Here is a 24,854-nt window from a genome sequence, read left to right on the forward strand (position 1 = left end):
CAGCGCCATTGCGGCGCTTCCGACTACGAGAGCGAACAATGAGATTGAATGGAAAGGTCACCATCGTGACGGGCGCGGGGCAGGGCATCGGCGCTGCGACCGCACTCAAATTCGCGAAAGAAGGCGCGCGCGTCGCGGTGTGCGACGTGAATCACGACGCGGTGTCCCAAGTCGTGGCCGCGTGCCACGCGGCGGGTGCGCAAGCGCTCGGCTTCACGCTCGACGTGACGAACCGTGCTGCGGTGGACGGCATGGTCGCCGACGTGCGCGAGCGGTTCCGGCAGATCGACGTGCTGGTGAACAACGCAGGCATCACGCGCGACGCGCGCCTGCAAAAGATGACGCTCCAGCAATTCGACGATGTGATCGACGTGAACCTGCGCGGCGTGTTCCATGCGGCGCAGGCGGTCGTCGACACGATGATCGCGCAGGGCTCGGGCGTGATCCTGAATGCAAGTTCCGTGGTCGGCCTCTACGGCAACTACGGCCAGACCAACTATGCGGCGGCGAAGTTCGGGGTGATCGGCTTTACGAAGACATGGAGCCGCGAACTGGGACCGAAGGGCATTCGCGTCAACGCGATTGCGCCGGGCTTCATCGACACGCCGATTCTCTCGACCGTGCCGCAGGAAGTGCTCGCGAAAATGCGCGAGCAGGTGCCGCTGCGCCGGCTCGGCACACCCGAGGAGATCGCCAATATCTACGCCTTTCTCGCGAGCGACGAAGCGAGCTATATCAACGGCGCCGTGATCGAAGCATCCGGCGGTATGACGCTTTAAACATTCGAGGATCTGCATGAAAACCATCGACCTTCTCAGACCCATTCCGGGACTGCGCGTGCTGATTTCAGGCGCCGCGGCGGGCATCGGCGCGGCGATCGCGCAAGCGTTTCTGGATGTCGGCGCGAATGTCTATATCTGCGACGTGGATCCCGCCGCGATCGACCGCGCCAGAACCGCGCATCCGCAACTGCACGCCGGCGTCGCGGACGTGTCGGATTGCGCGCAGGTAGACCGCATCATCGACGACGCGCGCGCGAAGCTCGGCGGCCTCGATCTGCTGATCAACAACGCGGGCATTGCCGGACCCACCGGCGCGGTCGAGGACCTCGATCCGGCGGAGTGGGAACGCACGATCGGGACGAACCTGAACAGCCAGTTCTATTTTCTGCGCAAGGCCGTGCCGCTGCTGAAGGAGACGTCGGCCAACCCGGGCATCATTGCGATGGCGTCGGTCGCGGGACGCCTCGGTTACGCGTTCCGTACGCCGTACGCGGCGAGCAAATGGGCGATTGTCGGAATGGTCAAGTCGCTGGCGATCGAGCTTGGACCGAACAACGTGCGCGTGAACGCAATCTTGCCGGGCGTCGTGGAAGGCGAACGGATGGACCGCGTGATTTCCGCGCGCGCCGAGTCACTCGGAGTCGGCTTCGAACAGATGAAGGGCGAATATCTGCAGAAAATTTCGCTGCGACGGATGGTGACCGTGCACGACGTTGCCGCGATGGCGCTGTTCCTCGCTTCGCCTGCGGGGCAAAACATCTCGGGGCAGGCAATCAGCGTCGACGGGAATGTCGAATATCTTTGAGCGATGAAGCCGCGCCGCTGCGGGGGAAGTGCCTGGAGGAGCAGGGTCGCTTTTCTTTAGCAGCGGTTTGCAGGCGTCATCCAGCCTGGCGCTGGCAATACTGCGCGACCGCATCGAGAACCGCTTCGTCCTCGCCGACCGCCACCGCGCAGTCGATCCGCACGTCCGGCTGCGCCTCACGGCAGCGCTCGATCAGTTCGGGCAAATCCTTCCTGATATGTCCGCCTTGCCCGAAGAACACGGGCACCACGGTAATCACATCGCAGCCCTGAGCCGCGATTTGAGCCACCGCGGTAGGGAGGCTCGGCTCCATCAACTCGAGAAATGCCAGCGAGACCGGGCCGGCTGTTTCGTCCGTTGCACGCAACGCGCGCAGCTTTTCGGCGAGCCTCTCAAACGGCTCGCGCCAGCGCGGGTCCCTTGCGCCATGACCAAACAGAACCAGCCCTTGCTTAGCCATTTCATCAGCTCCTAATGCCGATCAACCCACTTCAACCCAACCAACCCGAGCACCAGATAAACCAACCCGGGCGTAGCCGCCGTCAAAGGAGCAGGCCAGGTATTCAACGTGCCAATATGCGAGAACAGCGTATTGAACAACTGAAAACTCATCCCCAGCATGATCCCGCCGAAAACCTTCATCCCGACGACACCAGCCCGCGTATGCAAATACGCAAACGGCAACGACAACACCAGCATCACAAACACCGCAAACGGATAGAGCAGCTTGCGCCACAACGCAATTTCATACCGCTGCGTATCCTGATGATTCTCGGTCAAATGCTGGATATACCGGAACAGATTGAACATCGACATCCGATCCGGTGACACCAGCAGCACCGACAGAATCTGCGGCGTCAATTCCGAGCGCAGCGAATACTCCGGCACCGCGACTTCCTTCGCCCGATACACCGGATTCAGCGCATCCGCGGGCGTGCCCGGAGGAGGGGGCACGTCGATTAATTGCGTATCGGTCACACCGGTCAACTGCCAATGCCCCGGCGGCTGAAACTTGCCGCTCTTGGCAGTCCGCACATTCGAGAGCCGGAACTTCGAATCGAATTCGTAGATGCGCACATTGCTGATCGTGGCGTCGGGCTTCAATTCGCCGACGTTCACGAAGCGCGTCACCTGCTCGCCATCCGCGCGCGCCGTGAGCGTATCTTTCACCCACACGCCCGACTCGAAATTACTCGACACCGAAGACCCCAGCGCCTCGAGCCGCACCCGCTCCGACAACTGATCCGTGTAAGGACCGACCACTTCGCCGATCAGATACGTCAGCAAAACAAGCGGAATACCGATCTTCAACAACGAACGCAGCGCCTGATTCGTAGCAAGCCCGGACACGCGGAAAATCGTGTACTCCGAGTTCGCCGCCATCTGCGCGAATACATAAATCGCGCTGATCAACGCGGCGACCGGAATGATTTCGTAGAAGCGCGACGGGGTTTGCAACGCAACCCGCAGCACCGCGTACTGGAATTTGTAGTTGCCGTGGCCAACCGAATTCAATTCGTTGATCAGGTCAAAGAAGAAAAACAGACCCGAAAACGCAAACAGAATGAAGATGAACGTGAGATAGATCTGACGCGCGAAGTACCTTTCATAGATGCGCATCGGTCAGGCTCCCTGCGAACGGCTGAACATTGCCCGCGTGAAGAGCGGCCGGTTGCGCACGCGCAGCCAGAAAATGAACGCGACGATCGCCGCGACGATCACGTGCAGGCCCACCAGCCCGACCGGGAACGACATCTTGCCCTGCTCGATCCACGACTGCACCACGTTCAACAGATTCGAATACGTCAGATAGATCAGCACCGCCATTACGAGATTGATGGTGCGGCTGCGCCGCGGATTCTGGTGCGCGAGCGGAATGGCCAGCAGCATCAGGTTGATCGCGATGAGCGGCAGCCCCGCACGCCACGCGAATTCGGCGAGATTGTCGTTGGTCGGGTTGCGCAGCAGCGTGAGGGTGGGCGTGCCGGTCGTACTGGGCGTATTGACGACCGGCTGGCTCTGGATCTTCACGCCGTAGCGTTCGAACTCCATGATGCGGAAATCGGGCTGGCCCGGCTGGCCGTCGTAACGGCGGCCGTTTTCCAGCACCACGAAGCGATCGCCGTTCTTACGCGTTTCCGTATGGCCGGTCTTCGACACGACCACGTTGACCTTGCCGTTTTCCGTGCTGGTCACGAACACGTTTTCCACACGCGCCTGGTCGGGCGACATCTTCTCGATGAAGAACACGCGGTGACTGGTGGCCGATTCGCGGAACTGACCCGGCGCGAGCAGCGAGACCTCGTCGCGCTGCTGGAAGCGCGCGCGGATCAGCTTGCTTTGCTGGTTCGACCACGGCCAGCCGACGAACACGAAGAACATGATGAGGATGATGATCGGCGTGGCAAAAATGCCGATCGGCTTGATGAATTGCGTCAGACTGACACCCGACGAAAGCCACACGACCATCTCGGAGTCTTTGTACCAACGGGTCAGGACGAACAGGATCGACACGAACAGGGTCGCGACGAGCATGATCGCCAGGTAGCCGATCACGGTCAGGCCGATCAGGACCAGCACGTCGCGCGGGTCGATCTCGCCCGAGGCTGCGAAGCCGACGATGCGGATCATCATCGTCGTCAGCACGAGCGTGAGGAGAACCATGAACACGGCACCAGCCGTATACGCGAGTTCGCGCTGGAGGGAGCGTTCGAAGATCATTATTGATGATGAGAGGGGGCGCTCTCAGTGGCGCACGGGTTGCTTCCCGTCACACCTCCGGTGCAGCCGCCGCAGGAAAAATAGCGGATAATTGCGGCTTTTCATCCTAAGCCCAGATTTTATCCGAGGACAAGCGCGATGGACTTTAGCATAAAAGCCTGTGATTGGACCAAAGGCTCGTCAAACGGTTTCCTGACTGGGAAATCCGATTGCATCGTAATCGGCGTGTTCGAGTCGCAAACCCTGTCGGGCGCGGCTCTCGAGATCGACGAGGCCACCCGTGGCCTGCTGACCCGTATCATCAAGGCCGGCGACATGGACGGCAAGGCCGGCACCACGCTGTTCCTGCATGAAGTGTCGGGCATCGGCGCCTCCCGCGTGCTGCTGGTCGGCCTCGGCAAGCAGGACGCTTTCAACCAGAAAGCCTACGGCGAGGCCGTGCGCGCCGCCTGGCGCGCGCTGCTCGGCACCAAGATCGTCCAGGTCACCTTTACGCTGGCGCAAGCGCCGATTCTCGAACGCACCGCCGATTGGGGCGTGCGCGCCGCGATCCTCGCGCTGCGCGAACTGACCTACAAGTTCACGCAGATGAAGAGCAAGCCGGAGAATTCGGCGCGCGCCTTGAAGCGCATCGTCTTCAGCGTCAACACGGGCGACGAGAAGGCCGCCAAGCTGGCCGCGAAGCAGGGCGCCGCGCTCGCCAACGGCATGGACCTGACGCGCGACCTCGGCAATCTGCCGAGCAATGTCTGCACGCCGACCTACCTCGCCAACACCGCCAAGAAGCTCGCCAAAGACTGGAAGCTGAAGGTCGAAGTGCTGGGCGAGAAGCAGTGCGAAGCGCTCAAGATGGGCTCGTTCCTGTCGGTCACGGCCGGCTCGGTCGAACCGGCGCAGTTCATCGTGCTGCAGTACCAGGGCGGCGCCGCGAAAGCCGCGCCGGTGGTGCTGGTCGGCAAGGGCGTGACGTTCGACACCGGCGGCATCTCGCTGAAGCCGGGCGAAGGCATGGACGAGATGAAGTACGACATGTGCGGCGCCGGTTCGGTGCTGGGCACGTTGCGCGCCGTCGCCGAAATGGGGCTGAAGCTCAATGTGGTCGGCATCATCCCGGCTGTCGAGAACATGCCGTCGGCCACGGCCACCAAGCCGGGCGACATCGTCACCAGCATGAAGGGCTTGACGATCGAAGTGCTCAATACCGATGCCGAAGGCCGCCTGATCCTGTGCGACGCGCTCACCTACGCCGAGCGCTTCAAGCCGGCTGCGGTGATCGACATCGCCACGCTCACGGGCGCCTGCATCATCGCGCTGGGCCACCACAACAGCGGCCTGTTCTCGAAAGACGACGCGCTGGCGGGCGAACTGCTCGACGCATCGCGTGAAGCGTCCGACCCGGCCTGGCGTCTGCCGCTCGACGACGAGTATCAGGACCAGCTCAAGTCGAATTTCGCGGACCTGGCGAACATCGGCGGCCGTCCGGCGGGCAGCGTGACGGCGGCGTGCTTCCTGTCGCGCTTCACCGACGCCTATCCGTGGGCGCACCTGGACATCGCGGGCACGGCATGGAAGAGCGGTGCGGCGAAGGGCGCTACCGGCCGTCCGGTGCCGTTGCTCGCGCAGTTCCTGATCGATAGGGCCGCGGACGGTCGCGCCACGCAATGACGCAATGCAGTAGAGAAGCGGGCGCGGCAGCGAACGCCGCCGCTACGCGGAGCCGCCGATGACGAGAATCGACTTTCACTCGAACGTCGGCGATTCGCTGCTGTATGCGTGCCGCCTGATCCGCAAGGCGTATCAGGCGGGCCAGCCGACCATCGTGCTGGCCGAGCCCGCGCGCCTGAAGGCCTTCGACGAACAGTTGTGGACCTTCGCGCCGCTCGACTTCGTGCCGCATTGCATGGCAGGCGCGCCGCTCGCCGCGCAAACGCCGATCGTGCTGGCTTCCAGCCTCGACGATGTGCCGCATCATCAGGTGCTGCTTAATCTCGGCGCCACGGTGCCGGCGCAATTCGCGCGCTTCGAAAGATTGCTGGAAGTGGTCGGTAACGCACATGAGGAACTCGCGGCCGGCCGCGAACGCTATCGCTTCTATCGCGATCGCGGCTATGCTCTGAACAACTACAAGCAAGGCAGCTAGGTCCCATTCGGTCCGCGTCGCGCGTGTCTGGTCTCAGGCATTCGGCGTGTACGCGGGCTGCTTCAGCTTCGACTCAAACACGGAGAGCGCACGTGTCCGATCCCAACGACGATTCGATCCCGACCTTGCATGAGGTTCTCGTGCAAGGTCATTCTGTGCAGCCGCGCCAAACGTCGGGCGATGCGGCCGAACTCGACGGCCCGCGCGAACCCAGTTTCAAGGCGGAGCCCGTGCTCGCGCCGCAGCCGGTGCTGACGCCGGAGCAGATGAGCTCGGCGGAGCCGGTGCTCGCTGCGCAGCCGTTGCATGCACAGGAACCCGCCCTCGCAGCACAACCGGCGATTGCGCCGCAGCCGGCGCATCCGGCCGATCATCATCATCCAAAGAAGCGTTCGCGGGCGCACCAGGCCGCCGAACCGCGGCATGCACATGACGATGCATTCGCGACGTCGGCGGGCGTGTTCGACCGGGCCGAGCCGATTGCGCCGCTCGAAGCGGGCTCGACCGTACCGCCGGATATCGCGCGCGAAGGCGCCGTCGAGCCGCCTCTGGATCTCGATCTGGATGCCGACGTCATCGCCGAACGTCTGCGCAGACGCGTTGCCGGTTTTCTGGCGGGCGACGGGCGCAGCGTGATCGAGGAACGTTGCCGCGAGACCTTGCACGCGCACACGGGGTGGCTGATCGACCAGATCACGCGCGAAGTGGCGCTGGCGCTGGAGGACGAGATGACCGCCTGGGTGCGGGAAGCGGTGGTGGAAGAGATCGCGCGGCGCGCTTCGGGCAGTGCGTGATCCTGAAAGAGAAGCGGGCGCGCTGAGCGGCGCTCGCGCTCCTTGCCTGACCAGCTTATTTGAGCGTGAGCACCCAGCTCGCGAGCGTTGCCGCCTGATCGGACGTGAGTTGTGTATTCGCGGGCATCGGCACCTCGCCCCACGCGCCCGTGCTGCCATCCAGAATCTTGTGTTTCAGATACGTGGCGGCATCTTCGCGGCCGGCATATTTGGCCGCGACATCGTGCAGTGCCGGCCCCATGAGGGAGCGCGTGACCGAGTGGCAACTCATGCAGTTCTGCTGCTGGGCCAGCGCGAGGCCCGCGGCCTCGGCCTGCGCCGCCGGACTGCCGGCACTCAACGCGGCGCCCAGCACGACGGCCGCTGCAAGCGCTGTGTGCGACTTTGATTTCATTCTGGTCTCCGTCGGTGCGAGTGCCCGACCTGTGGTGCCAGCATTATAAAAGGAAAGGGGCGCACGGTTCCCCATGCGTCCCTTTCGCTTTTACGTAGCGTTAGGCGTGCGCGCAGGCCCGTCGTAGCGATAGCAGACCGCGCATGCGCTCGCCCAGTCAGCGGTAGCCGTAACTGCCGCTTAGCCCGTTATCGCCCCTTTGTTGGCCGGTTGCGCCAAGGCGAAGTACTTCGCCATCACGCCACGCGTGTAACGCGGCTTCGGCTGTTGCCATGCGGCGCGGCGGCGCTCCAGTTCGGCGTCGTCGATATTCAGTTGCAGCAGCAGCTTGTGCGCGTCGATGGTGATCGAGTCGCCTTCCTGCACGAACGCGATCGTGCCACCCACGAAGGCTTCCGGCGCGACGTGACCGACCACCATGCCCCAAGTGCCGCCCGAGAAGCGGCCGTCGGTGATCAGGCCGACGCTTTCGCCGAGACCCTTGCCGATGATCGCCGAGGTCGGCGCGAGCATCTCCGGCATGCCGGGGCCGCCTTTCGGCCCGAGATAGCGCAGCACGACCACGTCGCCGGCCACGATCTTGTCGGCCAGAATCGCTTCGAGCGCGCTTTGCTCGTCGTCGAACACGCGGGCCGGGCCGGTGATGACCGGGTTCTTCAGACCGGTGATCTTGGCGACCGCGCCATCGACGGCCAGATTGCCCTTCAGGATCGCCAGGTGGCCTTCCTTGTAGAGCGCCTGGTCGATCGGGAAAATCACTTGCTGATCGGCGCGCGGCCTGCTCGGCACATCCTTCAGTTCTTCGGCGATGGTCCTGCCGGTGATCGTGATGCAATCGCCATGCAGCAGGCCCGCGTCGAGCAGGATCTTCATGACTTGCGGAATGCCGCCGGCCTTGTGCAGATCGGTCGCCACGAACTGGCCCGACGGCTTCAGGTTGCAGATCACCGGCACCTTCTTGCGCATGCGCTCGAAGTCGTCGATGCTCCATTCCACTTCGGCCGCGTGCGCGATCGCGAGGAAGTGCAGCACGGCGTTGGTCGAGCCGCCGGTGGCCATGATCACGGCCACGGCGTTTTCGATCGACTTCTTCGTGACGATGTCGCGCGGCTTCAGATCCTTCTTGACCGCTTCGACCAGCACGCGGGCCGATTCGGCCGCCGAGTCGACCTTTTCCTGATCCGGATTGGCCATCGTCGACGAATACGGCAGCGACATGCCGAGCGCCTCGAACGACGAGCTCATGGTGTTGGCGGTGTACATGCCGCCGCACGAACCCGTCGACGGGCATGCGTTCTGTTCGATCCCATCGAAATCTTCCTGCGACATCCGGCCGGCCGTGAACTCGCCCACGGCTTCGAACGACGACACGATGGTCAGGTCGGTGCCCTTCCAGTTGCCCGGACGGATCGTGCCGCCGTACACGTAGATGCTCGGCACATTGGTGCGCAGCATGCCGATCATGCCGCCCGGCATGTTCTTGTCGCAGCCGCCGATCACGACCACGCCGTCCATCCACTGGCCTTGCACGCAGGTCTCTATGCAGTCGGAGATGACTTCGCGCGACACCAGCGAGTACTTCATGCCTTCGGTGCCCATCGACATGCCGTCCGAGATGGTCGGCGTGCCGAAGATCTGCGGATTGGCGTCGGCGCCCTTGATCGCGGCGACGGCGGCGTCGGCCAGACGCTGCAGGCCGGCGTTGCACGGCGTGATGGTCGAGTGGCCGTTGGCGATGCCGATCATCGGCTTGTCGAAGTCGGCTTTCTCGTAGCCGAGCGCGTAGTACATCGAGCGATTCGGCGAACGCGCCACGCCCTGCGTGATGTTCTTCGAACGACGGTTGTATGCCATGGGGAAGCTCCTGTCTGTTTTGTTTTGATCCGCGCCGCTGCGGGTTTCAGTCGCGCCGGCGTGGGCTGCCGGCGGCATCCGTCCAGTGTAGACCGGCATGCCGCGCAACGACGCAGTTTTGCGATGCGCGCGTCCAATGTATTATTCGTGGCTCATTAGGTCGTAAAATGTATCACTCATGCTGCCTGCCATTCCTGATTTGCGCCAGTTGCGCTATTTCGTGACCGTCGCCGAAGAGAAGCACTTCGGGCGCGCGGCCGTGCGCCTCTCGATGACGCAGCCGCCTTTGTCGCAAGCCATCCGCGCGCTCGAAGAGACGCTCGGCGTCGAATTGTTCGCGCGCACCAAGCGTTCCGTCGAACTGACGTCAGTGGGCGCCGATCTGCTGCCCGAGGTGCAGCGCCTGCTGGCGAGCGCCGAAGGCCTGCGGCCGCTCGCGCAGAGCCTCGCGCGCGGCGAGGCCGGCGTGTTGTCGCTGGCTTTCGTATCCACCGCGGACTATGGTCTGCTGCCGCTGTTGCTGCGCGATTTCGGCGCGCGTCATCCGCGCGTGCGGCTGGAGTTGACCGAAGCCACCAGCGACATACAGGTCGACGAACTGGTGGCCGGGCGCATCGACGCGGGTCTCGTGATCGCGCCGCTGCCGTCGCGCCACGCAACCCAGCTTTCGTGGCTGCCGATCGCGCGCGAGCCGCTGGTGATCGCCATGTCGACGGAGATGGCGGCGCGCCTGGCGAGCGCTAGCGGCGACCATGCCGACCCGGGCGCCGAATGGCTGGACGCGCCGATCAGCCTGCGCGATGTCGCCGACGCACCGCTCGTGGTCTTCCCAAGACGTTTGGCGCCAGGCTTTTATGACATCATTATGGATTGCTACGGCGTGGCGGGCCTCGCGCCGCGGGTCGGCCAGGAAGCGATCCAGATGCAAACGATCGTGAGTCTCGTGTCGGCCGGCATGGGTGTCGCACTGGTGCCGCAATCGTTACGTAATCTGCGCCGCACCGGCGTCGTGTACCGTCCGCTTTCCGAGTCGGTGCCCGCGATCGAGACAGGCCTCGTCTGGCGGACCGCCGAGGTGAGCCCGGTGCTGGCGGGCTTCATCGACATCGTGCGGGCGCATGCGGCGACCGTCGAGGCGCAATAATCCGCCGCGCCGCGCACATGTAGACGCGTCTTCGCGAACGCATTGCCGGCCGGACCGTCCAATGCATGCACCGCAAGCTGCGGGCAGCGCCGCCCGTTACTCGATATTTCGCTTTTGAACCTGAACTGCCCATAACAACACGATGCTCATTCACCCCAATTTCGACCCCATTGCCATTCATCTGGGGCCGCTCGCCGTGCGCTGGTATGGACTGATGTACCTCGTTGCGTTCATCGCGGCGATCGTGGTCGGCCGGTTGCGGCTGCGTTTGCCGTATGTCGCCGCGCAAGGATGGACCGTCAAGGATATCGACGACATGCTGTTTTACGGCGTGTTGGGCACGATTCTCGGAGGCCGGCTCGGCTACGTGCTGTTCTATAAAGCGAGCTTTTATTTCGCGCATCCGCTCGACATCTTCAAGGTGTGGGAAGGCGGCATGTCGTTTCACGGCGGCTTTCTCGGCGTGACGCTGGCCATGGTGCTGTTCGCGTATCAGCGCAAACGCTCATGGTTGCAGGTCACCGACTTCGTCGCGCCAATGGTGCCGACCGGCCTCGCGGCGGGGCGTCTCGGCAATTTCATCAACGGCGAGTTGTGGGGCCGCGTGACCGATCCGTCCGCGCCGTGGGCCATGCTGTTTCCGGGCGCCGCGCCCGACGACGCCGCGTGGCTCACCGCGCATCCGCAACTGGCCGCGCAATGGCACCTGAACGAAGTATTCGCGCAATATCACATGCTGCCGCGCCATCCGTCGGAGCTGTATGAAATCGCGCTGGAAGGCGTCGCGCTGTTCTTCGTGCTGTTCTTCTTCTCGCGCAAGCCAAAGCCAATGGGCGCGATTTCGGCCGTGTTTCTGATCGGCTACGGCCTCGCGCGCTTCACGGTCGAATTCGCGCGCGAGCCGGACGACTTCCTTGGCTTGCTGGCCATGGGCCTGTCCATGGGCCAGTGGCTGTCGCTTCCGATGATCCTCGTCGGTATCGGGCTGCTCGTGTGGTCCTATCGCCGTGCTCGCCATGAACCGGCTCAAGCGGTCGGCGTCAACTGATTGCCACGGTTTATCGGAGCGAGTGCTCTAATGAGAAAAGCCACGGCATGCCGTGGCTTTTCTTTGACTGCTTCGGCGCAGTCCTTCTCACGCAAGAACGCGTTACTTCATCTGCACCGAGCCCGACACGTTGACGGTCACCGTCGACGTGCCGCCTTCGATCGGTACCGGCGCCGAGGACTTTGCGTCGGCGCCCATGGCGCGCGCGCTCATCATCATCACCGGGCGCGGCATCACGCCGTTGTGGCCGACGTTGACCTCGCGAATCGAATAACCGCTGTAGCCGAACGCCTGCGCGGACGAAGCGGCCTGCTCGCGGAACGACCTGATCGCTTCGCCGGTGAGCTTCTGCTCGGCCGCGCGCTGCGCTTCTGGCGAGAGCGAGAACTGCACGTTGCCGACCTGCATGATCGATGCCATTTGACCCGCGAGCTTCGACACCGCGGCGAAGTCGTGCGATTCGAGCACGATCTCCGTGCGGCCGCGCCATGCGGAAATACGCCCGTCACGATCGGTGGACGGATAGATCGAGAACGAGCCCGTGCGCGCCGTCACGCCGTTCACACCCTTGGCTTTTTGCAGCGCCGAATCGGCGCGCTGGTTCAGCGTTGACGTGAGCGCCGACGGATCGCTCGCTTCCTGCTCGTAGAACAGCGTGATATCGACGACGTCTTGCGGCACTTCCGCGCTGGCCTGCGCGTTCAGCGACAGCACGCCGGCCGGCTGATATTGGCCGGTGCTTTGCGCGCGTGCCATAGCCGGCGTGAGTGCGAGCGCGGCGGGCGCGGCGCAGACGAGAGCGAAAGCGAGTGCACGTGCGGTGTTTTTCGTCATTGTTGTACTCCTTGCTTGAACAGGTTGTGCACGATTGAGGCAAACGCCGCGCCGTGGCATGACGTTTGCGAGATCGTTAGGCGCTTGTAACCTGAGCTTGGTTCCCCGGTTTGATGTCGCTTTAACGTTTGCGCGTGTATGAATGCACGCCGCGCATCCATAAGGCAAGCACGATCAAGCGAGCCGCCTGGTGATGAAGCGCCATTCGGCTTCGGTCACCGGTGTGATCGACAGGCGGTTGCCCTTGGCGAGCACGCGCATGTCAGCGAGTTCGTCATGCTCGCGTAACGCGGCGAGCGGAATCAGCGGGATCTTCTTCTTGAACACCACGTCGACGAGCACCCAGCGCGGTGTTTCCTGCGACGACTTCGCGTCGTAGTAGGGGCTCTTCTTGTCGAACTGCGTGGGATCCGGATACGCGGTGGACGATACCTCCGCAATACCCGCGATGCCGGGCTCAGGACAGCTCGAGTGATAGAACAGCACACCGTCGCCGACCTGCATCATGTCGCGCATGAAGTTGCGCGCCTGATAGTTGCGCACGCCGGTCCACGGCAACGTGCGATGCGGTGCATTGGCGAGATGGTCGATGCTTGCTTCGTCCGGTTCGGACTTCATTAGCCAGTAGCGCATGAATCGAATTGAACGTTAAGGGGTTGAAGATGCGGGAGAAATCGGCGAACAAAAAACAGCGCCCAAAGAAAAACGGCACCGAACCGAAGTCCGATGCCGTTCTAAATAAGGTCCCCGCCTTAGCCGCTAGGCCGGCATCCTGAACCGGGGGTTCAGAATTGGTCGCAGTTAGCAACACTTCGGGTACATCAGACAGAGTGACGCGCACACCCGTGCTACAAATTTCCGCAACCGTGCACATGGCATTGGTTCAAGGAATATATGACCTTGGCGAACCAGGCAGGGAAGCTAAACCGATGAAGCTGAAACCAACTACCGATTGAACTCAAACGTTTGCTGAATCTTGCACACCTTGTGCTCACACATTCCGTTTGAATCCGCCGCCGATCTCAGGACCGGCAGCACGATAACACACGAAGCTTATTGCATGCTGTACTGCTCAATCACAGTACCTAGTTGTTCGTTCATTTGATGCATTGTACGCCGGATTTCCTCAGCGGGAAATGCTTCTCCGTGTCTCACGCTCGATTGCAATCGAAGCAGTTCCGATGCCAGCGACAGCGCAGCCATGACAGCAATGCGATCCGTGCCGCGCACGTTGCTGTTATTGCGGATCTTCGACATTTCGGCGTCGACGCGTGCGACCGCTTCGAGCAGCGCCGCTTCCGTTTCCGGTGAGCAGGCGAGGCGATAGGGCACGCCGAGAATCGATACTTCGATCTGCTTGGTGGTCATGCATTTTCTCCGTGGCGGGTCACGTCGCTCTCGGCTTCGGCTACTTGCTGAGCGGGCTCGAGCAGATCGAGCTGGTTGTCCGGCTCACTATGCGCGCGGGCACGTGGCAGCTTCTCGAGGATCGCATTCAGGCGCACTTGTGCGTCGTCGATCTTTGCCGAAAGCGCGTCGCGTTCCGCCTGCAGCGCGTTACGTTCCTCGCGCAGCATTGCAAGTTCCGTGCGCGTGGCTTCGGCATCGGCGCGCGATTGCGCGAGTTGCTCTTCGAGCGCGAGTCGCGCTTCATTGTGGCGCTGGCTGATCGCGATCAGCTTGCCGATATTTTGTGAAAGTGTTTCGAGTTCGGTGAGCATCTGCTGCGTCCTCTAAAGACATCGCATTTTAGCGCGGAATGTCGCAGGTTCCGACAATTGTCTCGTTTCGAGACGTAACAACATCGCTTTGTGCAGGCTTTTTATCGACCATATGATGAAAAAGTACCCACGCGTCGGACAATAGCCTGCACTTAACAGAACACATGGCCTGCGGTTTCACCATTCTTGACGGACTCCGAGGCCGCTCCTAAACTGCCCGCACTCTGGTGCCCGCGTGCGCTTTTCAACGGCGCACGCAGTTAAACGGGAAGCAGGGCGCGCGATTCAACCGAACGGGCCAACCTGCGCTGCCCCCGCAACGGTAAGCGACCGCATTCGTCATGCAAGTCGATCCTGATCGCGTGTTGGAAGTTCAACTCGCGAGTGTGCCACTGCGCGTCTCGCGTGGGAAGGCGGGATCGATGTGTCGCCAGCCCGGATACCGGCCAGAGGGAGAGGCACGTCACGCGTGAAAATGTTAAATACGCGGACGCCTCGTTACGCATCGGCCTGCGGGGAAGCGGGCCGCGCACGCTATCCACAGGACTTTCATCCCATGCTGTCCCCCATCGCCCGCGCGGCGCTGCTCGCCTTTGCGAGCCTGCCGACCGTCGTGCATGCGCAAGCTGCGTCTTCAACTTCATCTTCTTCCGCGCTCGATTCATCGCGTGCGGAGCCGTCTGCGGCGGTGCTGTCGCCCGTGGTGGTGACCGCGGATCGCGCGCCGCAAGCACTTGCCGACACGATCCCGCAGACGTCCCTGTTCGATCAGCAGGATATCGCCGACACCACCGCGACCGATTTGCCCGGCCTCCTGCAACTCGCACCCGGCGCGCAGATCTCGCGCACAGGCGGTCCTGGTTCGACAGCCAGTCTCTCTTTGCGCGGCGCGTCGTCGACGCAATCGCTGCTGCTGATCGACGGCGTGCGCGTCGACTCGGTGAGCCTGGGTGCCCCGCAACTCGCGCAGATCCCGCTCGACCAGATCGATCACGTCGAGGTGGTGAACGGCAACGTGTCGGCGTTATACGGCTCGGCCGCGATCGGCGGCGTGGTGCAGGTGTTCACGAAAGACGGCGGCGACCATCCGCCGCGTTTCAATTTTTCGCTCGGCTACGGCAGCTATCACACGCACACGCAGCAGGCGGGCGCGAACGGCGCATTGGATAAAGACGGCAACACGACCTTCAGCATTTCGCTCGCGCGTTCGAAGGACGACGGCTTTTCGTCGCTGAACACGAAGGAGGCCCCCAACGCCAATCCGAATGCGAACGGCTATCTGAACGAGAGCATCTCGGCCTCGCTGCGTCACAAGTTCAGCGACAGATGGGACGCAGGCGTCAGCTACTTCCAGTCGAACGGCAACAACAGCTACGACAATGCGTACGGCCTGCCGACCGATCTGAACAACCTGTATAGCAAGGTGCGCCAGGTCTCCGTGTTCGCGAACGGCAAGCTGACGGACTGGTGGACCACGCACTTTATCGTCGCCGAGGGCGACGACCGCAGCGTGTCGAACACCAACGGCACGTACAACGGGCGCTTCGATACCGACAATCGCCAGTACACATGGCAGAACGATTTCGCGCTGGCCGCGCAGCAGAAACTGCAGATCGGCTATGAGCATCTCGACCAGAGCCTCGACTCGGACACGTTCGCGGCGCCGGATCGTCATGTGGATTCGGGCTTCGTCGGCTATACGGGGCGCTTTGGACGCAACCAGATTCAGGCCAACGTGCGGCGCGACCAGTATTCCGATTTCGGCGGAGCGAACAGTTACTATCTCGGCTACGGCTTCGACATCACCGGCCATTGGAAGGTGAGCGCAAGCTATTCGGATTCGTTTCGCGCGCCGAGCTTCGACGATCTGTACTATCCGTTCAGCGGCAATCCGTCTATCCAGCCGGAGCGCAGCCATTCGATCGAAGCCGCGCTGCAGTACGCATCGAATGCGCTCGGCGTGATGCGTCTGACTGCATTCCAGACGCGCTATTCGAATCTGATCGACTATGAGCAGGTGACGCCCGGCATCTATCTGGCCGAGAACGTCGGGCATGCGAAGGTGCAAGGACTCGAAGGATCGTGGAGCGGCCATGTCGGCAAGACGGACGTGCGCGTTTCCGTGACGCTGCAGAATCCCGTCGATCTCGACAACGATGCCGACCTCGTGCGGCGCGCCCGGCGCTTCGGCGCGCTGACGGTGAACCGCAGCATCGCCGGGTGGCGGGTGGGCGGCGAGTGGATCGTGAGCGGCCCGAGCAATGACAGCAGCGGCAAACTGGGCGGCTATGGCGTGGTGAATCTGTCGGCGCGCTACAACATCACGAAAGCATGGTACGTGGCCGCGCAAATCCAGAATCTGTTGGACAAGGACTATGAAACGGCCTACTCGTATAACTCGCCACGGCGCGGTGCGTATCTCACGGTCGGTTGGCAGCAGCAATGATGGTTACACCTCCTCGTTGAGTTCGCGCGGATGAATCGCCCTTCGAGTTCGATGCCCGCCACTCTGCGCGTGATGAGCGCGAAGCGCGCGGCCGCGATCTGGCTGGCGCTCGCGGGAATCGCGCTGGCGGTGTTGATGGCGTCGCTCGCGCTCGGCAGCGTAACGCTCGCGCCGATGCGCGTGCTGGCGGCGCTGATGCCGTCGCATGCGCCGGCTTCAAGTTCGTCCGACCTGGCCGCCGAGATCGTCCGCACGCTGCGTTTGCCGCGAGCGGCGGCGGGCTTCGCCTGCGGCGCGTTGCTCGCGTTGGCCGGCGCGTTACTGCAAGTGCTGCTGCGCAATCCGCTGGCCGAGCCCTACGTATTGGGCGTATCGGGCGGTGCGGCGAGCTTCGCGCTGGTCGCGATGATCGCCGGCTGCGCATGGTGGATCGTCGACGCGAGCGCATTCGCCGGCGCGTTCGTGTCGATCCTGCTGGTACTAGGCCTCGCGCGCCGCGAGTTGTGGCGCGGCGAGCCGCAGGACACCTCGCCGCGTTTGCTGCTGACCGGCGCGGTGATCGCGGCGGGCTGGGGCGCGCTCATTACTTTGCTGCTCAACCTCGCGCCGGACAACCGCTTGCGCGGCATGCTGTTCTGGCTGACCGGCGACCTCAACGGCGGCGCGATGCCGTGGACGGCGCTCGCCGCGCTCGTCATCGTGCTGGTGGCGATCGTGCCCGCCGCGCCGCGTCTGAATGTGCTGCTGCGTGGCGACGCCGCCGCGCAGGCGTTAGGCGTCGCGGTGATGCCGCTGCGTCTGCGGGTGTATCTGGTGGCCTCGCTCGCGGCGGCCGCGGCGGTGACGACGGCGGGCACCATCGGCTTTGTCGGACTGGTCGTGCCGCACATGCTGCGGCTCGCGTTCGGCAACGATCAGCGCATGCTGCTGCCGGCCGCCGCGCTCGGCGGCGGCGTCGCGGTGATGGGCGCGGACCTGGTCGCGCGCACGGTGATCGCGCCGGCGCAGTTGCCGGTCGGCGTGATCACGTCGATCATCGGCGTACCGGTGTTTCTGTGGATGTTGCTGCACAGGCGCCGATAATGCAAACCCGTCACACTCCTTCTCATGAAGCTACCCTCAGCGCGCAACGTCTGACCTTGCGTGCCGGCGCGCGCACCTTGCTCGATGCCTTCACGCACACCTTCCACGCCGGCGAGATCTGGTGCATTGCCGGCCCGAACGGCGCGGGCAAGACGACTTTGCTCTCCACGCTCGCGGGTTTGCTGCAACCGTCGGCGGGACATGTCGAACTCGACGGCGCGCGCCTCGCCGACTGGCCGCCGCTGTCGCTCGCACAACGCCGCGCGCTGATGCCGCAAAGCGCGCCCGACGCATTCAGCGCGAGCGTGCTCGATATCGTGATGCTGAACCGTTTCCCGCATCTCACCGGCTGGGGCTGGGAGCGCGAAGCCGATCGCGAAGCGGCGCACGCGGCGCTGGATCTCCTGGGACTCGCCACATTCGCCGCTCGCGATGTGCTGTCGCTCTCGGGCGGCGAGCGGCAACGCGTGGCGCTGGCGGCGGTGCTGTGCCAGGACGCGCCGTTGCTGCTGCTCGACGAACCGTTGTCGCATCTCGATCTGCATCATCAGATCGACTGCCTCGAAGCGCTGGCCGCGTGGACGCGCGAGCCTCGGCGTACAGTCATGTTTTCGTGCCACGACTTGAACCTCGCGCGCCGTTTCGCGACCCATGCGCTGCTGCTCGACGGCGCGGGCGGCGCGTATGCCGGACCGGTGCATGACGTGTTGACGCCCGCGCTCGCGAGCCGCGCATTCGGCTATCCGTTGCTTCTGCTTCGCGACGGCGAACACGAGGCGCTGATTCCCGCGCCGCGCGCGCGTCACGAATCGCCTGCTGGCCATGACACACCGGCAAGCTGATCGCTTTATTCCAGCTTGATTCCAACATCCTCTTTCAGACACGCTCATGACTTCATTGCCACGCTTGCCCGGATTGCCCGAAGTCGAACCGCTCGATCAAACGCTGCGTGACGAGTTGCAGCACATCATCGATACCAAGACGAAGCCGCCCGGCAGTCTCGGCCGGCTCGAAACGCTCGCGCGCCAGATGGGCCTGATTCAGCGCACCACGCATCCCACCGTGACGCGCCCGGCGATGATCGTGTTCGCCGGCGACCACGGCGTCGCCGAGGAGGGCGTGAGCCCTTATCCGCAAGCGGTGACCGCGCAGATGGTCGCCAACTTTCTGGCGGGCGGCGCGGCGATCAATGCGTTGAGCCGCGTCTCGGGCATCGAGCTCGAAGTCGTCAATGCGGGCATTGCGACGCCGTTGCCATCCACTGCGGGCCTTATCGACATTCCGATTGCGGCCGGCACCCGCAACTTCGCGCGCGAACCGGCCATGAGCCGCGACCAGGCAATCGCCGCGATGCAGGCGGGCGCGGCGCGCGTGCGGCATCACGCGGCGCTCGGCACCAATGTGATCGGCTTCGGCGAGATGGGCATTGCGAACACCTCGGCGGCCGCGTGTCTGATGAGCCGCTTGTGCGGCGTGCCGATCGACGAATGCGTCGGCCGCGGCACGGGTCTCGACAACGCTGGGCTCGCGCGAAAGCGCAACGTGCTGGCGTCGGCGCTCGCGCGTCACCCGGTATCCAGCGATCCGCTCGACGTGCTCGCCTCCTTCGGCGGCTTCGAGATCGCAATGATGGCGGGCGCGTATCTCGCGGCCGCCGAGGCGCGCATGACGATTCTGGTCGACGGCTTCATCGGCACCTCGGCCTTGCTGATTGCCGACGCCTTTGCGCCGAGCATGCGCGAGTACTGCGTGTTCGCGCATGCGTCGAACGAAGCGGGGCATCGGCGCATGCTCGATCATTTCGGCGCGCTGCCATTGCTGTCGCTCGACATGCGTCTCGGCGAAGGCACCGGCGCGGCGCTCGCGGTGCCGCTGTTGCGCGCGGCAACGGCGTTCATCAACGAAATGGCGAGCTTCGAATCGGCCGGCGTCGCGAATCGCGATGCGTGATCCGCTCGATCCTTCAGACAGAAACGGTCGCCTCGCACACTCATGAATCCGCTCGCTGAACTGCGGTACTTCTTCACTGCGCTCGGCTATTTCACGCGTGTGCCCGTGCCGCGTTGGGTCGGCTATGAGCCGCATTATCTGAACGCGGCGGCGCGTTATTTCCCGCTCGTTGGCGTATTGATCGGCGGATTGAGCGCACTCGTCTATCTCGCCGCGCTGCGCGTATTCCCGGCGGGCGTGGCGGTGCTGTTGTCGATGGCCGCGTCGCTGCTCGTGACCGGCGCGTTTCACGAAGACGGTCTCGCCGATTGCATCGATGCGTTCGGTGGCGCCTATACGCGCGACGACGTATTGCGAATCATGCATGACTCACGCATCGGTGCTTTCGGCGCCACCGCGCTCGTCATCGCGCTTGTATTGAAGTGGCAAACGCTCGCCGCATTGCCGCCGATACGCGCCGCAAGTCTGATGATTGCCGCGCACGCGGCGAGCCGTACCTGTGCGATCAGCTACCTGGCCACGCTCGACTACGTGCGTGCCGAAGGCAAGGCCAAACCGGTTGCGCAGCGCCTGAGCGTGGGGGCGTCCATTTGCGCCGCGATGTTCGGTTTGCCGTGGTTGCTGTGGCCGAATGGGCTCGCCGCGCCGGACTGGCACTTCGCGGGTTCAGCGGTTGTGGTTCTGGTCGTACTTCGTGTGGCAATAGGCCGTTATTTCGTCAGACGCATTGGCGGCTATACCGGCGACTGCCTCGGCTTCGCGCAGCAAGTTTTTGAATTGAGCATCTATCTGGTGGGGCTCGCATGGATATCGTCCTGATTCGTCATCCCGCGGTCGCGCTCGACGCGGGCGTGTGTTACGGCCACAGCGACGTGGCGCTCGCCGAAGATGCCGAAGTGTCGTCGACGACCCTTGCCCTGAAGCTCGCGACCTTGCAGGTGCCCGCGCCACGCGTGCTGATGTCGAGCCCACTGAAGCGCTGCTCGGCGCTCGCCGCCGAGTTGGCGAACGACTTCGGCAGCGTAGTCAGTCACGACGACCGGCTGATGGAAATGAACTTCGGCAATTGGGAAGCGCGACGCTGGGACGCGATCGATCGCGAATTGCTCGACGACTGGGCGGCCAACTTCGAACATGCGCGGGCGCATGGCGGCGAAAGCGTCGCGCAGTTCGTCGCGCGGGTGCGTGCATGGCTCGATGCATTCGCGCTCACGCGCGAGTTGTCGCCGGCTTATGTGGTCACGCATGCGGGGGTGATGCGGGCGATCGCGTCGATCGTGCTGGACGTGCCGCTGGAGCGCTGTTTGCGATGGTCGCTCGATACGACCGGGATCGTCTGGTTGCGTAGAAACGATGAAACGCAGCAGTGGGTGTTGGTGCGGTGGAACGCGTAAGGCGTGGCTTGTAGTTCATCTTGCGTGACTTACTGCGCGCTAGGCTTTCTGCGTGAGCGCGCTACTTCGAGGTCCTCGCACATTTGCTTCGCGCCTTGCGCGATGCGAGGCGCCGGGCGGTTGATCAGATCGCCGTCGATAGCAAAGAGATTGTTGTTTGCCACGGCGGCCAGAGCCGGCCATGCGCGCCATGTGCCGAGTTGCGGCAAGATGGTGTCCGGTTTGGTCGCGCCCGGCGCTGCGGTGACGATCGCTTCCGGATTCGCGGCGAGCACCGCTTCGGTCGAAACTGTCGGCACCAGCGGCTCGAGTCTGGCGAAGACGTTGCGGCCACCGCACAGCGCGATCACGTCGCTGACCATGTGCTCGCCGTTGAGCGTCATCAACGGTTGATCCCACACCTGATAGAACACGCTGACGGGCGGCCGGCTCGCATACTGGTTGCGCAGCTTCGCGACGTCCTGACGATAGGCGGCCGCCGCTGCATCTGCCGTCGATGACGTGCCGAGCAATTGTCCCAGCTTCGTCAGCGACACGGCGACGTCGTCGAGATGATGCGGCTCGCTGAAGAACAACGGAATGTGCATCTCGCGCAGGCGATCGAGTTGACGCTGCGCATTGCCATGCCGCCACACCACGATCAGATCGGGTTTGAGCGCGACGATGCGCTCGAGATCGAGCGCCTTGTTATCGCCGACGCGTGGCAACTGTTTCGCTTCGGGCGGATAGTCGCTGTACGAAACGGCGCCGACCACTTTCGCGCCGCCGCCCGCGGCATACAGCAATTCGGTGACGTGCGGCGCGAGGCTGATGACACGTTGCGCGGGGCCGGGCAGGGTGACGGTTGCGCCGGTGTCGTCGGTCACGGAGATGGCGGCGTGGGCGTGACGTACGGTGATGAAGAGTGCGAAGGCGAGGGCGAGTCGGTTCATCGTGTGAGGCCGCGGGGTGCGTAGTTATTGTGGGAGCGAGTTCGTCTTTCTTGGATCAGCCCGCTCGTGTGGGATCGATTTCTTGTACGGCTTCGCGCAAGCTTTCTTCGAAGCGTGCCCATTCGAGCTCGTTGGCGGGCAAGCCGAATCGAACGCTCCCCGACGATGTGAATAGACGTGTCCACACGCCACGTCGTGCGAGGGCTTGGTGCAGAGCGGCGGCGCGGGCATCGTTGGACCACGCGAAGAGCGGCGTGCTGCGTGTGTCGAAGCCTTGCGCATGCAGCAGACCGACTAGTCGCGCGCTCTCGGCATCGAGCCGGGCGCGCATATCGCGTTGCCAGGCTTCGTCGGCGAATGCGGCTTTGACGGCGTGACGGGCTGGACCACTGACCGTCCAGGCGCCGAGCGTGACGCGCAAACTGTGGAGCAAAGCAGGCACGCCGAGTACGAACCCTGCGCGCACACCCGCGAGGCCGAAGAATTTTCCCGGCGAGCGCAACACGATCAAGCCCCCGCGATCCGTGCTCGCCGCGAGCGAGGCAGACGGCATCGTATCGGCGAAGGCCTCATCGACCAGCAGCGTGCCGCCGCGCGCGCTCAACTGCGCATGCCAGTGCAGTAGCCTTGCGGCGCTCAGATGTGCGCCGGTCGGATTGTTCGGATTCACGACGATCACATGCATCAGCGCTTCGGGCAACGTTTCCCAAGCGACATCGAGTGGCGTCACTTCATGGCCGCTGCGCTCGAATGCAGGCGCATATTCGCTGTACGTAAGCGGCGCGACGCCGACGCATGCGCGCGGCAGCAGCGCGGGCAGCGCGCGAATCGCCGCCTGACTGCCCGCGACGGGCAGCACGTGCGCCGCATCGGGAGCGCCGTAATAGCGCGCGGCGCAAGCGGCAAAATCATCACCGTCGTCGGGCAGACGGCGCCAGGCGTCGGCGGGAACCGGCGGGACCGGATAGCCGTGCGGATTGATACCCGTCGACAGATCGAGCCACTGCGCGTACGGAATGTCGTAGCGCCTCGCCGCTTCGTGCAGATTGCCGCCGTGCACGACCGGATCTATCGCGGCGTGGGTTTCGTCCACGTGGCCGTTCACCGAATCAGCCATGAGAATCAACCATGAAAAGGCACGCTCAACAACGCCAGCACGATCAGCACCGCGAGCCACAGAATGACCGTGCGCTCGACCAGCATCAATGCGGCGGTCACGTGGCTGGCTTTCGCGGTATGTCCGAAGCCGAGTGTCGGCCGGTGTTCCAGCGCGCCGTGATACACCGCCGGGCCGCCGATCAGCACGTTCAGACTGCCTGCGCCGGAAGCCATCACCGGCCCGGCGTTCGGGCTGTCCCACCGTGGCGCCTGCTCGCGCCAGCAGCGCCACGCGGTGCGCGTGTCGCCGAGCAGCGCGTAGCTGGCGGCGGTCAGGCGCGCGGGAATCCAGTTGAGCACGTCGTCGATGCGCGCGGCGGCCCAGCCGTAGCGCAAATAGCGCGGCGTGCGATAACCCCACATCGCGTCCAGTGTGTTGGCGAGGCGGAAGGCGAGCGCGCCCGGACCGCCCGCGATGGCGAACCAGAACAGCGCGCCGAAGATTGCGTCGTTGCCGTTTTCGAGCGCCGATTCGACGGCGGCGCGCGATAACGCGCCTTCGTCGGCATCCGCGGTTTCGCGTGAGACGATGCGTGCGGTCAGCAAACGCGCCTGTGCGAGATCACGTTGCACCAAAGCCTGCGCGATCGGCGCGATGTGCTCGTGCAGACTGCGCGCGCCGAGCGCGAACCACAGCAACAGCACATGCACCACGCAGGCCGCGTAAAACGGCAGCACGGCAACCAGACACCACGCGATCAGCACCGGCGGCATGACCGCTAGTGACCACGCCAGCAGACCTTTGAGCCGCAAGCGCCGGCCGGCGTTGTAGCGTGTTTCGAGACGCTTCGCCCAGTTGCCGAAGCCCACCAGCGGATGCGCCGCGCGCGGCTCGCCGAACCAGCGGTCGACGGCGACGCCCGCAGTGGCCAGCGTCACGAGAAGCGGGAGCGAGAGCATCACACGTGGCTCGCGGTTTTCAGCGCGAGCGGCAAACCGGCGACCATCATCGTTGCCTGGGTGCTCAACGCGGCGATGCGCTGGTTGAGTCGCCCGAGTTCATCGACGTAGAGACGCGTGGCAGCGCCGAGCGGCACCACGCCCAGGCCGATTTCGTTGCTGACTACGATGAGCTTGCCTTTGGCGTTGACGAGCGCCGCTTCGAGCGCGGCGACGTGCGCCTGATAGCGGTCGAGCGGCAACGTGTCGCCTTCTGGCGGACACAGCAGATTGGCGAGCCACAGCGTTAGGCAATCGATCAGGATGCAGTGGCCGGACGCGTCGTTTTGCGTCACGGCGCCGGCTAGATCGACGCCCGCTTCGAACGACTGCCAATGCGCCGGACGCCGTTCGCGATGATGCGCGATGCGCGCGCGGAATTCGACGTCGTCCGTCACGCGCGCGGTGGCGATGTAGGTGACGGGGAGGGCGCTGCCTGCGGCGAGCTGTTCGGCGTGTACGCTCTTGCCGGAGCGGGCGCCGCCGAGTACGAAGGTGAGATCGCGGGGAGTCATCGCGTGATTGTACCGGCGTGCAGCGCGGGCCGGCGCGATGGGATAATGCCGCGTTTGGTGCGTTCGTCGCGACGATGCGAACGATGCGAACGACGCGAACGACGCGAACGACGCGAACGACGCAAAGCGAGTTGCATGCAAGCGTTAGCCGCGTTCCGCACCCTGCACACACCGTCGCTGCGTCAACGCGGCATTGCCGC

Annotated in this window: 26 protein-coding genes, 1 other RNA gene and 1 riboswitch; of the genes, 13 read left to right on the top strand and 14 right to left on the bottom strand. The window is 63.9% G+C overall.

Translation table 11 applies throughout. The features are described from left to right. The first annotated feature begins 38 nt into the window (after positions 1 to 38). Entirely contained in the window at positions 39 to 779 is a 741-nt protein-coding gene (gene fabG, locus B0G75_RS13610) for a 3-oxoacyl-ACP reductase FabG (protein ID WP_106305943.1), read from the top strand. A 16-nt stretch (positions 780 to 795) separates the two neighbouring features. Beyond that, on the top strand, positions 796 to 1,587 hold the full coding sequence (locus B0G75_RS13615) for an SDR family oxidoreductase (RefSeq protein ID WP_106305946.1): 792 nt from the start codon (positions 796 to 798) through the stop codon (positions 1,585 to 1,587). A gap of 76 nt (positions 1,588 to 1,663) precedes the next feature. On the opposite strand, the gene B0G75_RS13620 is transcribed toward B0G75_RS13615, so the two are convergent. The 3 genes from B0G75_RS13620 to lptF are packed head-to-tail and all read right to left on the bottom strand — an operon-like array spanning position 1,664 to position 4,308. Beyond that, the gene (locus B0G75_RS13620) at positions 1,664 to 2,047 is read right to left on the bottom strand and encodes a sirohydrochlorin chelatase (RefSeq protein WP_106305949.1); all 384 of its coding nucleotides are present in this window, start codon (positions 2,045 to 2,047) and stop codon (positions 1,664 to 1,666) included. Positions 2,048 to 2,058: 11 nt separating this feature from the next. Further along, the gene (gene lptG / locus B0G75_RS13625; RefSeq protein WP_106305952.1) at positions 2,059 to 3,207 is read right to left on the bottom strand and encodes an LPS export ABC transporter permease LptG; all 1,149 of its coding nucleotides are present in this window, start codon (positions 3,205 to 3,207) and stop codon (positions 2,059 to 2,061) included. A gap of 3 nt (positions 3,208 to 3,210) precedes the next feature. After that, positions 3,211 to 4,308 (bottom strand): LPS export ABC transporter permease LptF, encoded by a 1,098-nt coding sequence (lptF, locus tag B0G75_RS13630; RefSeq protein ID WP_106305955.1) that lies wholly within the window; start codon positions 4,306 to 4,308, stop codon positions 3,211 to 3,213. 138 nt (positions 4,309 to 4,446) lie between these two features. Between lptF and B0G75_RS13635 the strand changes: the two genes are divergently transcribed. The 3 genes from B0G75_RS13635 to B0G75_RS13645 all read left to right on the top strand — a co-directional run bounded on the left by B0G75_RS13635 (position 4,447) and on the right by B0G75_RS13645 (position 7,242). Further along, the gene (locus B0G75_RS13635) at positions 4,447 to 5,973 is read left to right on the top strand and encodes a leucyl aminopeptidase (protein ID WP_106305958.1); all 1,527 of its coding nucleotides are present in this window, start codon (positions 4,447 to 4,449) and stop codon (positions 5,971 to 5,973) included. Positions 5,974 to 6,031: 58 nt separating this feature from the next. After that, entirely contained in the window at positions 6,032 to 6,448 is a 417-nt protein-coding gene (locus tag B0G75_RS13640; RefSeq protein ID WP_106305961.1) for a DNA polymerase III subunit chi, read from the top strand. Positions 6,449 to 6,540: 92 nt separating this feature from the next. After that, a complete protein-coding gene (locus B0G75_RS13645; protein WP_106305964.1) occupies positions 6,541 to 7,242 on the top strand; it encodes a DUF2486 family protein in 702 nt (233 codons plus the stop codon). Between the two features lie 55 nt (positions 7,243 to 7,297). Here the strand turns inward: B0G75_RS13645 and B0G75_RS13650 are convergent, their stop codons facing one another. Together B0G75_RS13650 and ilvD are read right to left on the bottom strand one after the other, a co-directional pair. Next, positions 7,298 to 7,636, bottom strand: coding sequence for a c-type cytochrome (locus B0G75_RS13650; RefSeq protein WP_106305967.1), 339 nt, complete (start codon positions 7,634 to 7,636; stop codon positions 7,298 to 7,300). A gap of 180 nt (positions 7,637 to 7,816) precedes the next feature. After that, complete coding sequence (gene ilvD, locus B0G75_RS13655; RefSeq protein ID WP_106305970.1) at positions 7,817 to 9,490, bottom strand: dihydroxy-acid dehydratase; 1,674 nt, start codon at positions 9,488 to 9,490, stop codon at positions 7,817 to 7,819. Between the two features lie 178 nt (positions 9,491 to 9,668). On the opposite strand from ilvD, the gene B0G75_RS13660 reads away from it, so the two are divergent. Together B0G75_RS13660 and lgt are read left to right on the top strand one after the other, a co-directional pair. Beyond that, positions 9,669 to 10,634 (top strand): LysR family transcriptional regulator, encoded by a 966-nt coding sequence (locus tag B0G75_RS13660; RefSeq protein ID WP_106305973.1) that lies wholly within the window; start codon positions 9,669 to 9,671, stop codon positions 10,632 to 10,634. A 142-nt stretch (positions 10,635 to 10,776) separates the two neighbouring features. Further along, the gene (lgt, locus tag B0G75_RS13665; RefSeq protein WP_106305976.1) at positions 10,777 to 11,682 is read left to right on the top strand and encodes a prolipoprotein diacylglyceryl transferase; all 906 of its coding nucleotides are present in this window, start codon (positions 10,777 to 10,779) and stop codon (positions 11,680 to 11,682) included. 102 nt (positions 11,683 to 11,784) lie between these two features. On the opposite strand, the gene B0G75_RS13670 is transcribed toward lgt, so the two are convergent. From B0G75_RS13670 to B0G75_RS13690, 5 genes are all read right to left on the bottom strand, one after another. Further along, positions 11,785 to 12,516, bottom strand: coding sequence for an SIMPL domain-containing protein (locus B0G75_RS13670; protein ID WP_106305979.1), 732 nt, complete (start codon positions 12,514 to 12,516; stop codon positions 11,785 to 11,787). A gap of 174 nt (positions 12,517 to 12,690) precedes the next feature. Beyond that, positions 12,691 to 13,149, bottom strand: a complete 459-nt coding sequence (locus B0G75_RS13675) for an EVE domain-containing protein (protein ID WP_106305982.1) — start codon at positions 13,147 to 13,149, stop codon at positions 12,691 to 12,693. Positions 13,150 to 13,256: 107 nt separating this feature from the next. Further along, positions 13,257 to 13,438, bottom strand: a non-coding RNA gene (ssrS, locus tag B0G75_RS13680) — 6S RNA. A 131-nt stretch (positions 13,439 to 13,569) separates the two neighbouring features. Next, positions 13,570 to 13,884, bottom strand: coding sequence for a cell division protein ZapA (locus tag B0G75_RS13685; RefSeq protein ID WP_012432043.1), 315 nt, complete (start codon positions 13,882 to 13,884; stop codon positions 13,570 to 13,572). Further along, complete coding sequence (locus B0G75_RS13690) at positions 13,881 to 14,237, bottom strand: ATPase (RefSeq protein ID WP_012432044.1); 357 nt, start codon at positions 14,235 to 14,237, stop codon at positions 13,881 to 13,883. The genes B0G75_RS13685 and B0G75_RS13690 overlap by 4 nt, the downstream gene beginning before the upstream one ends. A gap of 208 nt (positions 14,238 to 14,445) precedes the next feature. Continuing rightward, positions 14,446 to 14,703, top strand: a riboswitch (cobalamin riboswitch). A gap of 90 nt (positions 14,704 to 14,793) precedes the next feature. Between B0G75_RS13690 and B0G75_RS13695 the strand changes: the two genes are divergently transcribed. Genes B0G75_RS13695 through cobC form a run of 6 tightly spaced genes read left to right on the top strand, consistent with a single transcriptional unit; the run spans position 14,794 to position 21,110 of the window. After that, positions 14,794 to 16,683, top strand: a complete 1,890-nt coding sequence (locus tag B0G75_RS13695) for a TonB-dependent receptor domain-containing protein (RefSeq protein WP_106305986.1) — start codon at positions 14,794 to 14,796, stop codon at positions 16,681 to 16,683. Between the two features lie 30 nt (positions 16,684 to 16,713). Next, positions 16,714 to 17,766 (top strand): iron ABC transporter permease, encoded by a 1,053-nt coding sequence (locus tag B0G75_RS13700; RefSeq protein ID WP_106305990.1) that lies wholly within the window; start codon positions 16,714 to 16,716, stop codon positions 17,764 to 17,766. Continuing rightward, the gene (locus B0G75_RS13705; RefSeq protein ID WP_106305993.1) at positions 17,766 to 18,608 is read left to right on the top strand and encodes an ABC transporter ATP-binding protein; all 843 of its coding nucleotides are present in this window, start codon (positions 17,766 to 17,768) and stop codon (positions 18,606 to 18,608) included. The genes B0G75_RS13700 and B0G75_RS13705 overlap by 1 nt, the downstream gene beginning before the upstream one ends. Positions 18,609 to 18,654: 46 nt before the next feature. Beyond that, on the top strand, positions 18,655 to 19,716 hold the full coding sequence (gene cobT / locus B0G75_RS13710; RefSeq protein WP_106305996.1) for a nicotinate-nucleotide--dimethylbenzimidazole phosphoribosyltransferase: 1,062 nt from the start codon (positions 18,655 to 18,657) through the stop codon (positions 19,714 to 19,716). A gap of 42 nt (positions 19,717 to 19,758) precedes the next feature. Continuing rightward, positions 19,759 to 20,535: an adenosylcobinamide-GDP ribazoletransferase gene (locus tag B0G75_RS13715; protein ID WP_106305999.1), complete on the top strand. Its 777-nt coding sequence runs from the start codon at positions 19,759 to 19,761 to the stop codon at positions 20,533 to 20,535. Continuing rightward, positions 20,520 to 21,110 carry an alpha-ribazole phosphatase gene (gene cobC, locus B0G75_RS13720; RefSeq protein ID WP_106306002.1) on the top strand — a complete coding sequence of 197 codons (591 nt, stop codon included), beginning with the start codon at positions 20,520 to 20,522 and terminating at the stop codon, positions 21,108 to 21,110. Before B0G75_RS13715 ends, cobC begins: the two co-directional genes overlap by 16 nt. Positions 21,111 to 21,139: 29 nt before the next feature. Here cobC and B0G75_RS13725 read toward each other — a convergent pair whose 3' ends face one another. From B0G75_RS13725 to cobU, 4 genes are read right to left on the bottom strand one after another with little or no spacing between them, the layout of a single operon-like run. Then, positions 21,140 to 22,042: a cobalamin-binding protein gene (locus B0G75_RS13725; protein ID WP_106306005.1), complete on the bottom strand. Its 903-nt coding sequence runs from the start codon at positions 22,040 to 22,042 to the stop codon at positions 21,140 to 21,142. Positions 22,043 to 22,097: 55 nt separating this feature from the next. Then, the gene (gene cobD, locus B0G75_RS13730) at positions 22,098 to 23,159 is read right to left on the bottom strand and encodes a threonine-phosphate decarboxylase CobD (RefSeq protein WP_106306008.1); all 1,062 of its coding nucleotides are present in this window, start codon (positions 23,157 to 23,159) and stop codon (positions 22,098 to 22,100) included. 5 nt (positions 23,160 to 23,164) lie between these two features. Continuing rightward, on the bottom strand, positions 23,165 to 24,100 hold the full coding sequence (cbiB, locus tag B0G75_RS13735; protein WP_106306011.1) for an adenosylcobinamide-phosphate synthase CbiB: 936 nt from the start codon (positions 24,098 to 24,100) through the stop codon (positions 23,165 to 23,167). Further along, entirely contained in the window at positions 24,100 to 24,654 is a 555-nt protein-coding gene (gene cobU / locus B0G75_RS13740; RefSeq protein ID WP_106306854.1) for a bifunctional adenosylcobinamide kinase/adenosylcobinamide-phosphate guanylyltransferase, read from the bottom strand. The genes cbiB and cobU overlap by 1 nt, the downstream gene beginning before the upstream one ends. Positions 24,655 to 24,854: the final 200 nt, after the last annotated feature.

It is taken from the genome of Paraburkholderia sp. BL18I3N2 (assembly GCF_003001875.1).
Taxonomy (GTDB): Bacteria; Pseudomonadota; Gammaproteobacteria; order Burkholderiales; family Burkholderiaceae; genus Paraburkholderia; species Paraburkholderia phytofirmans.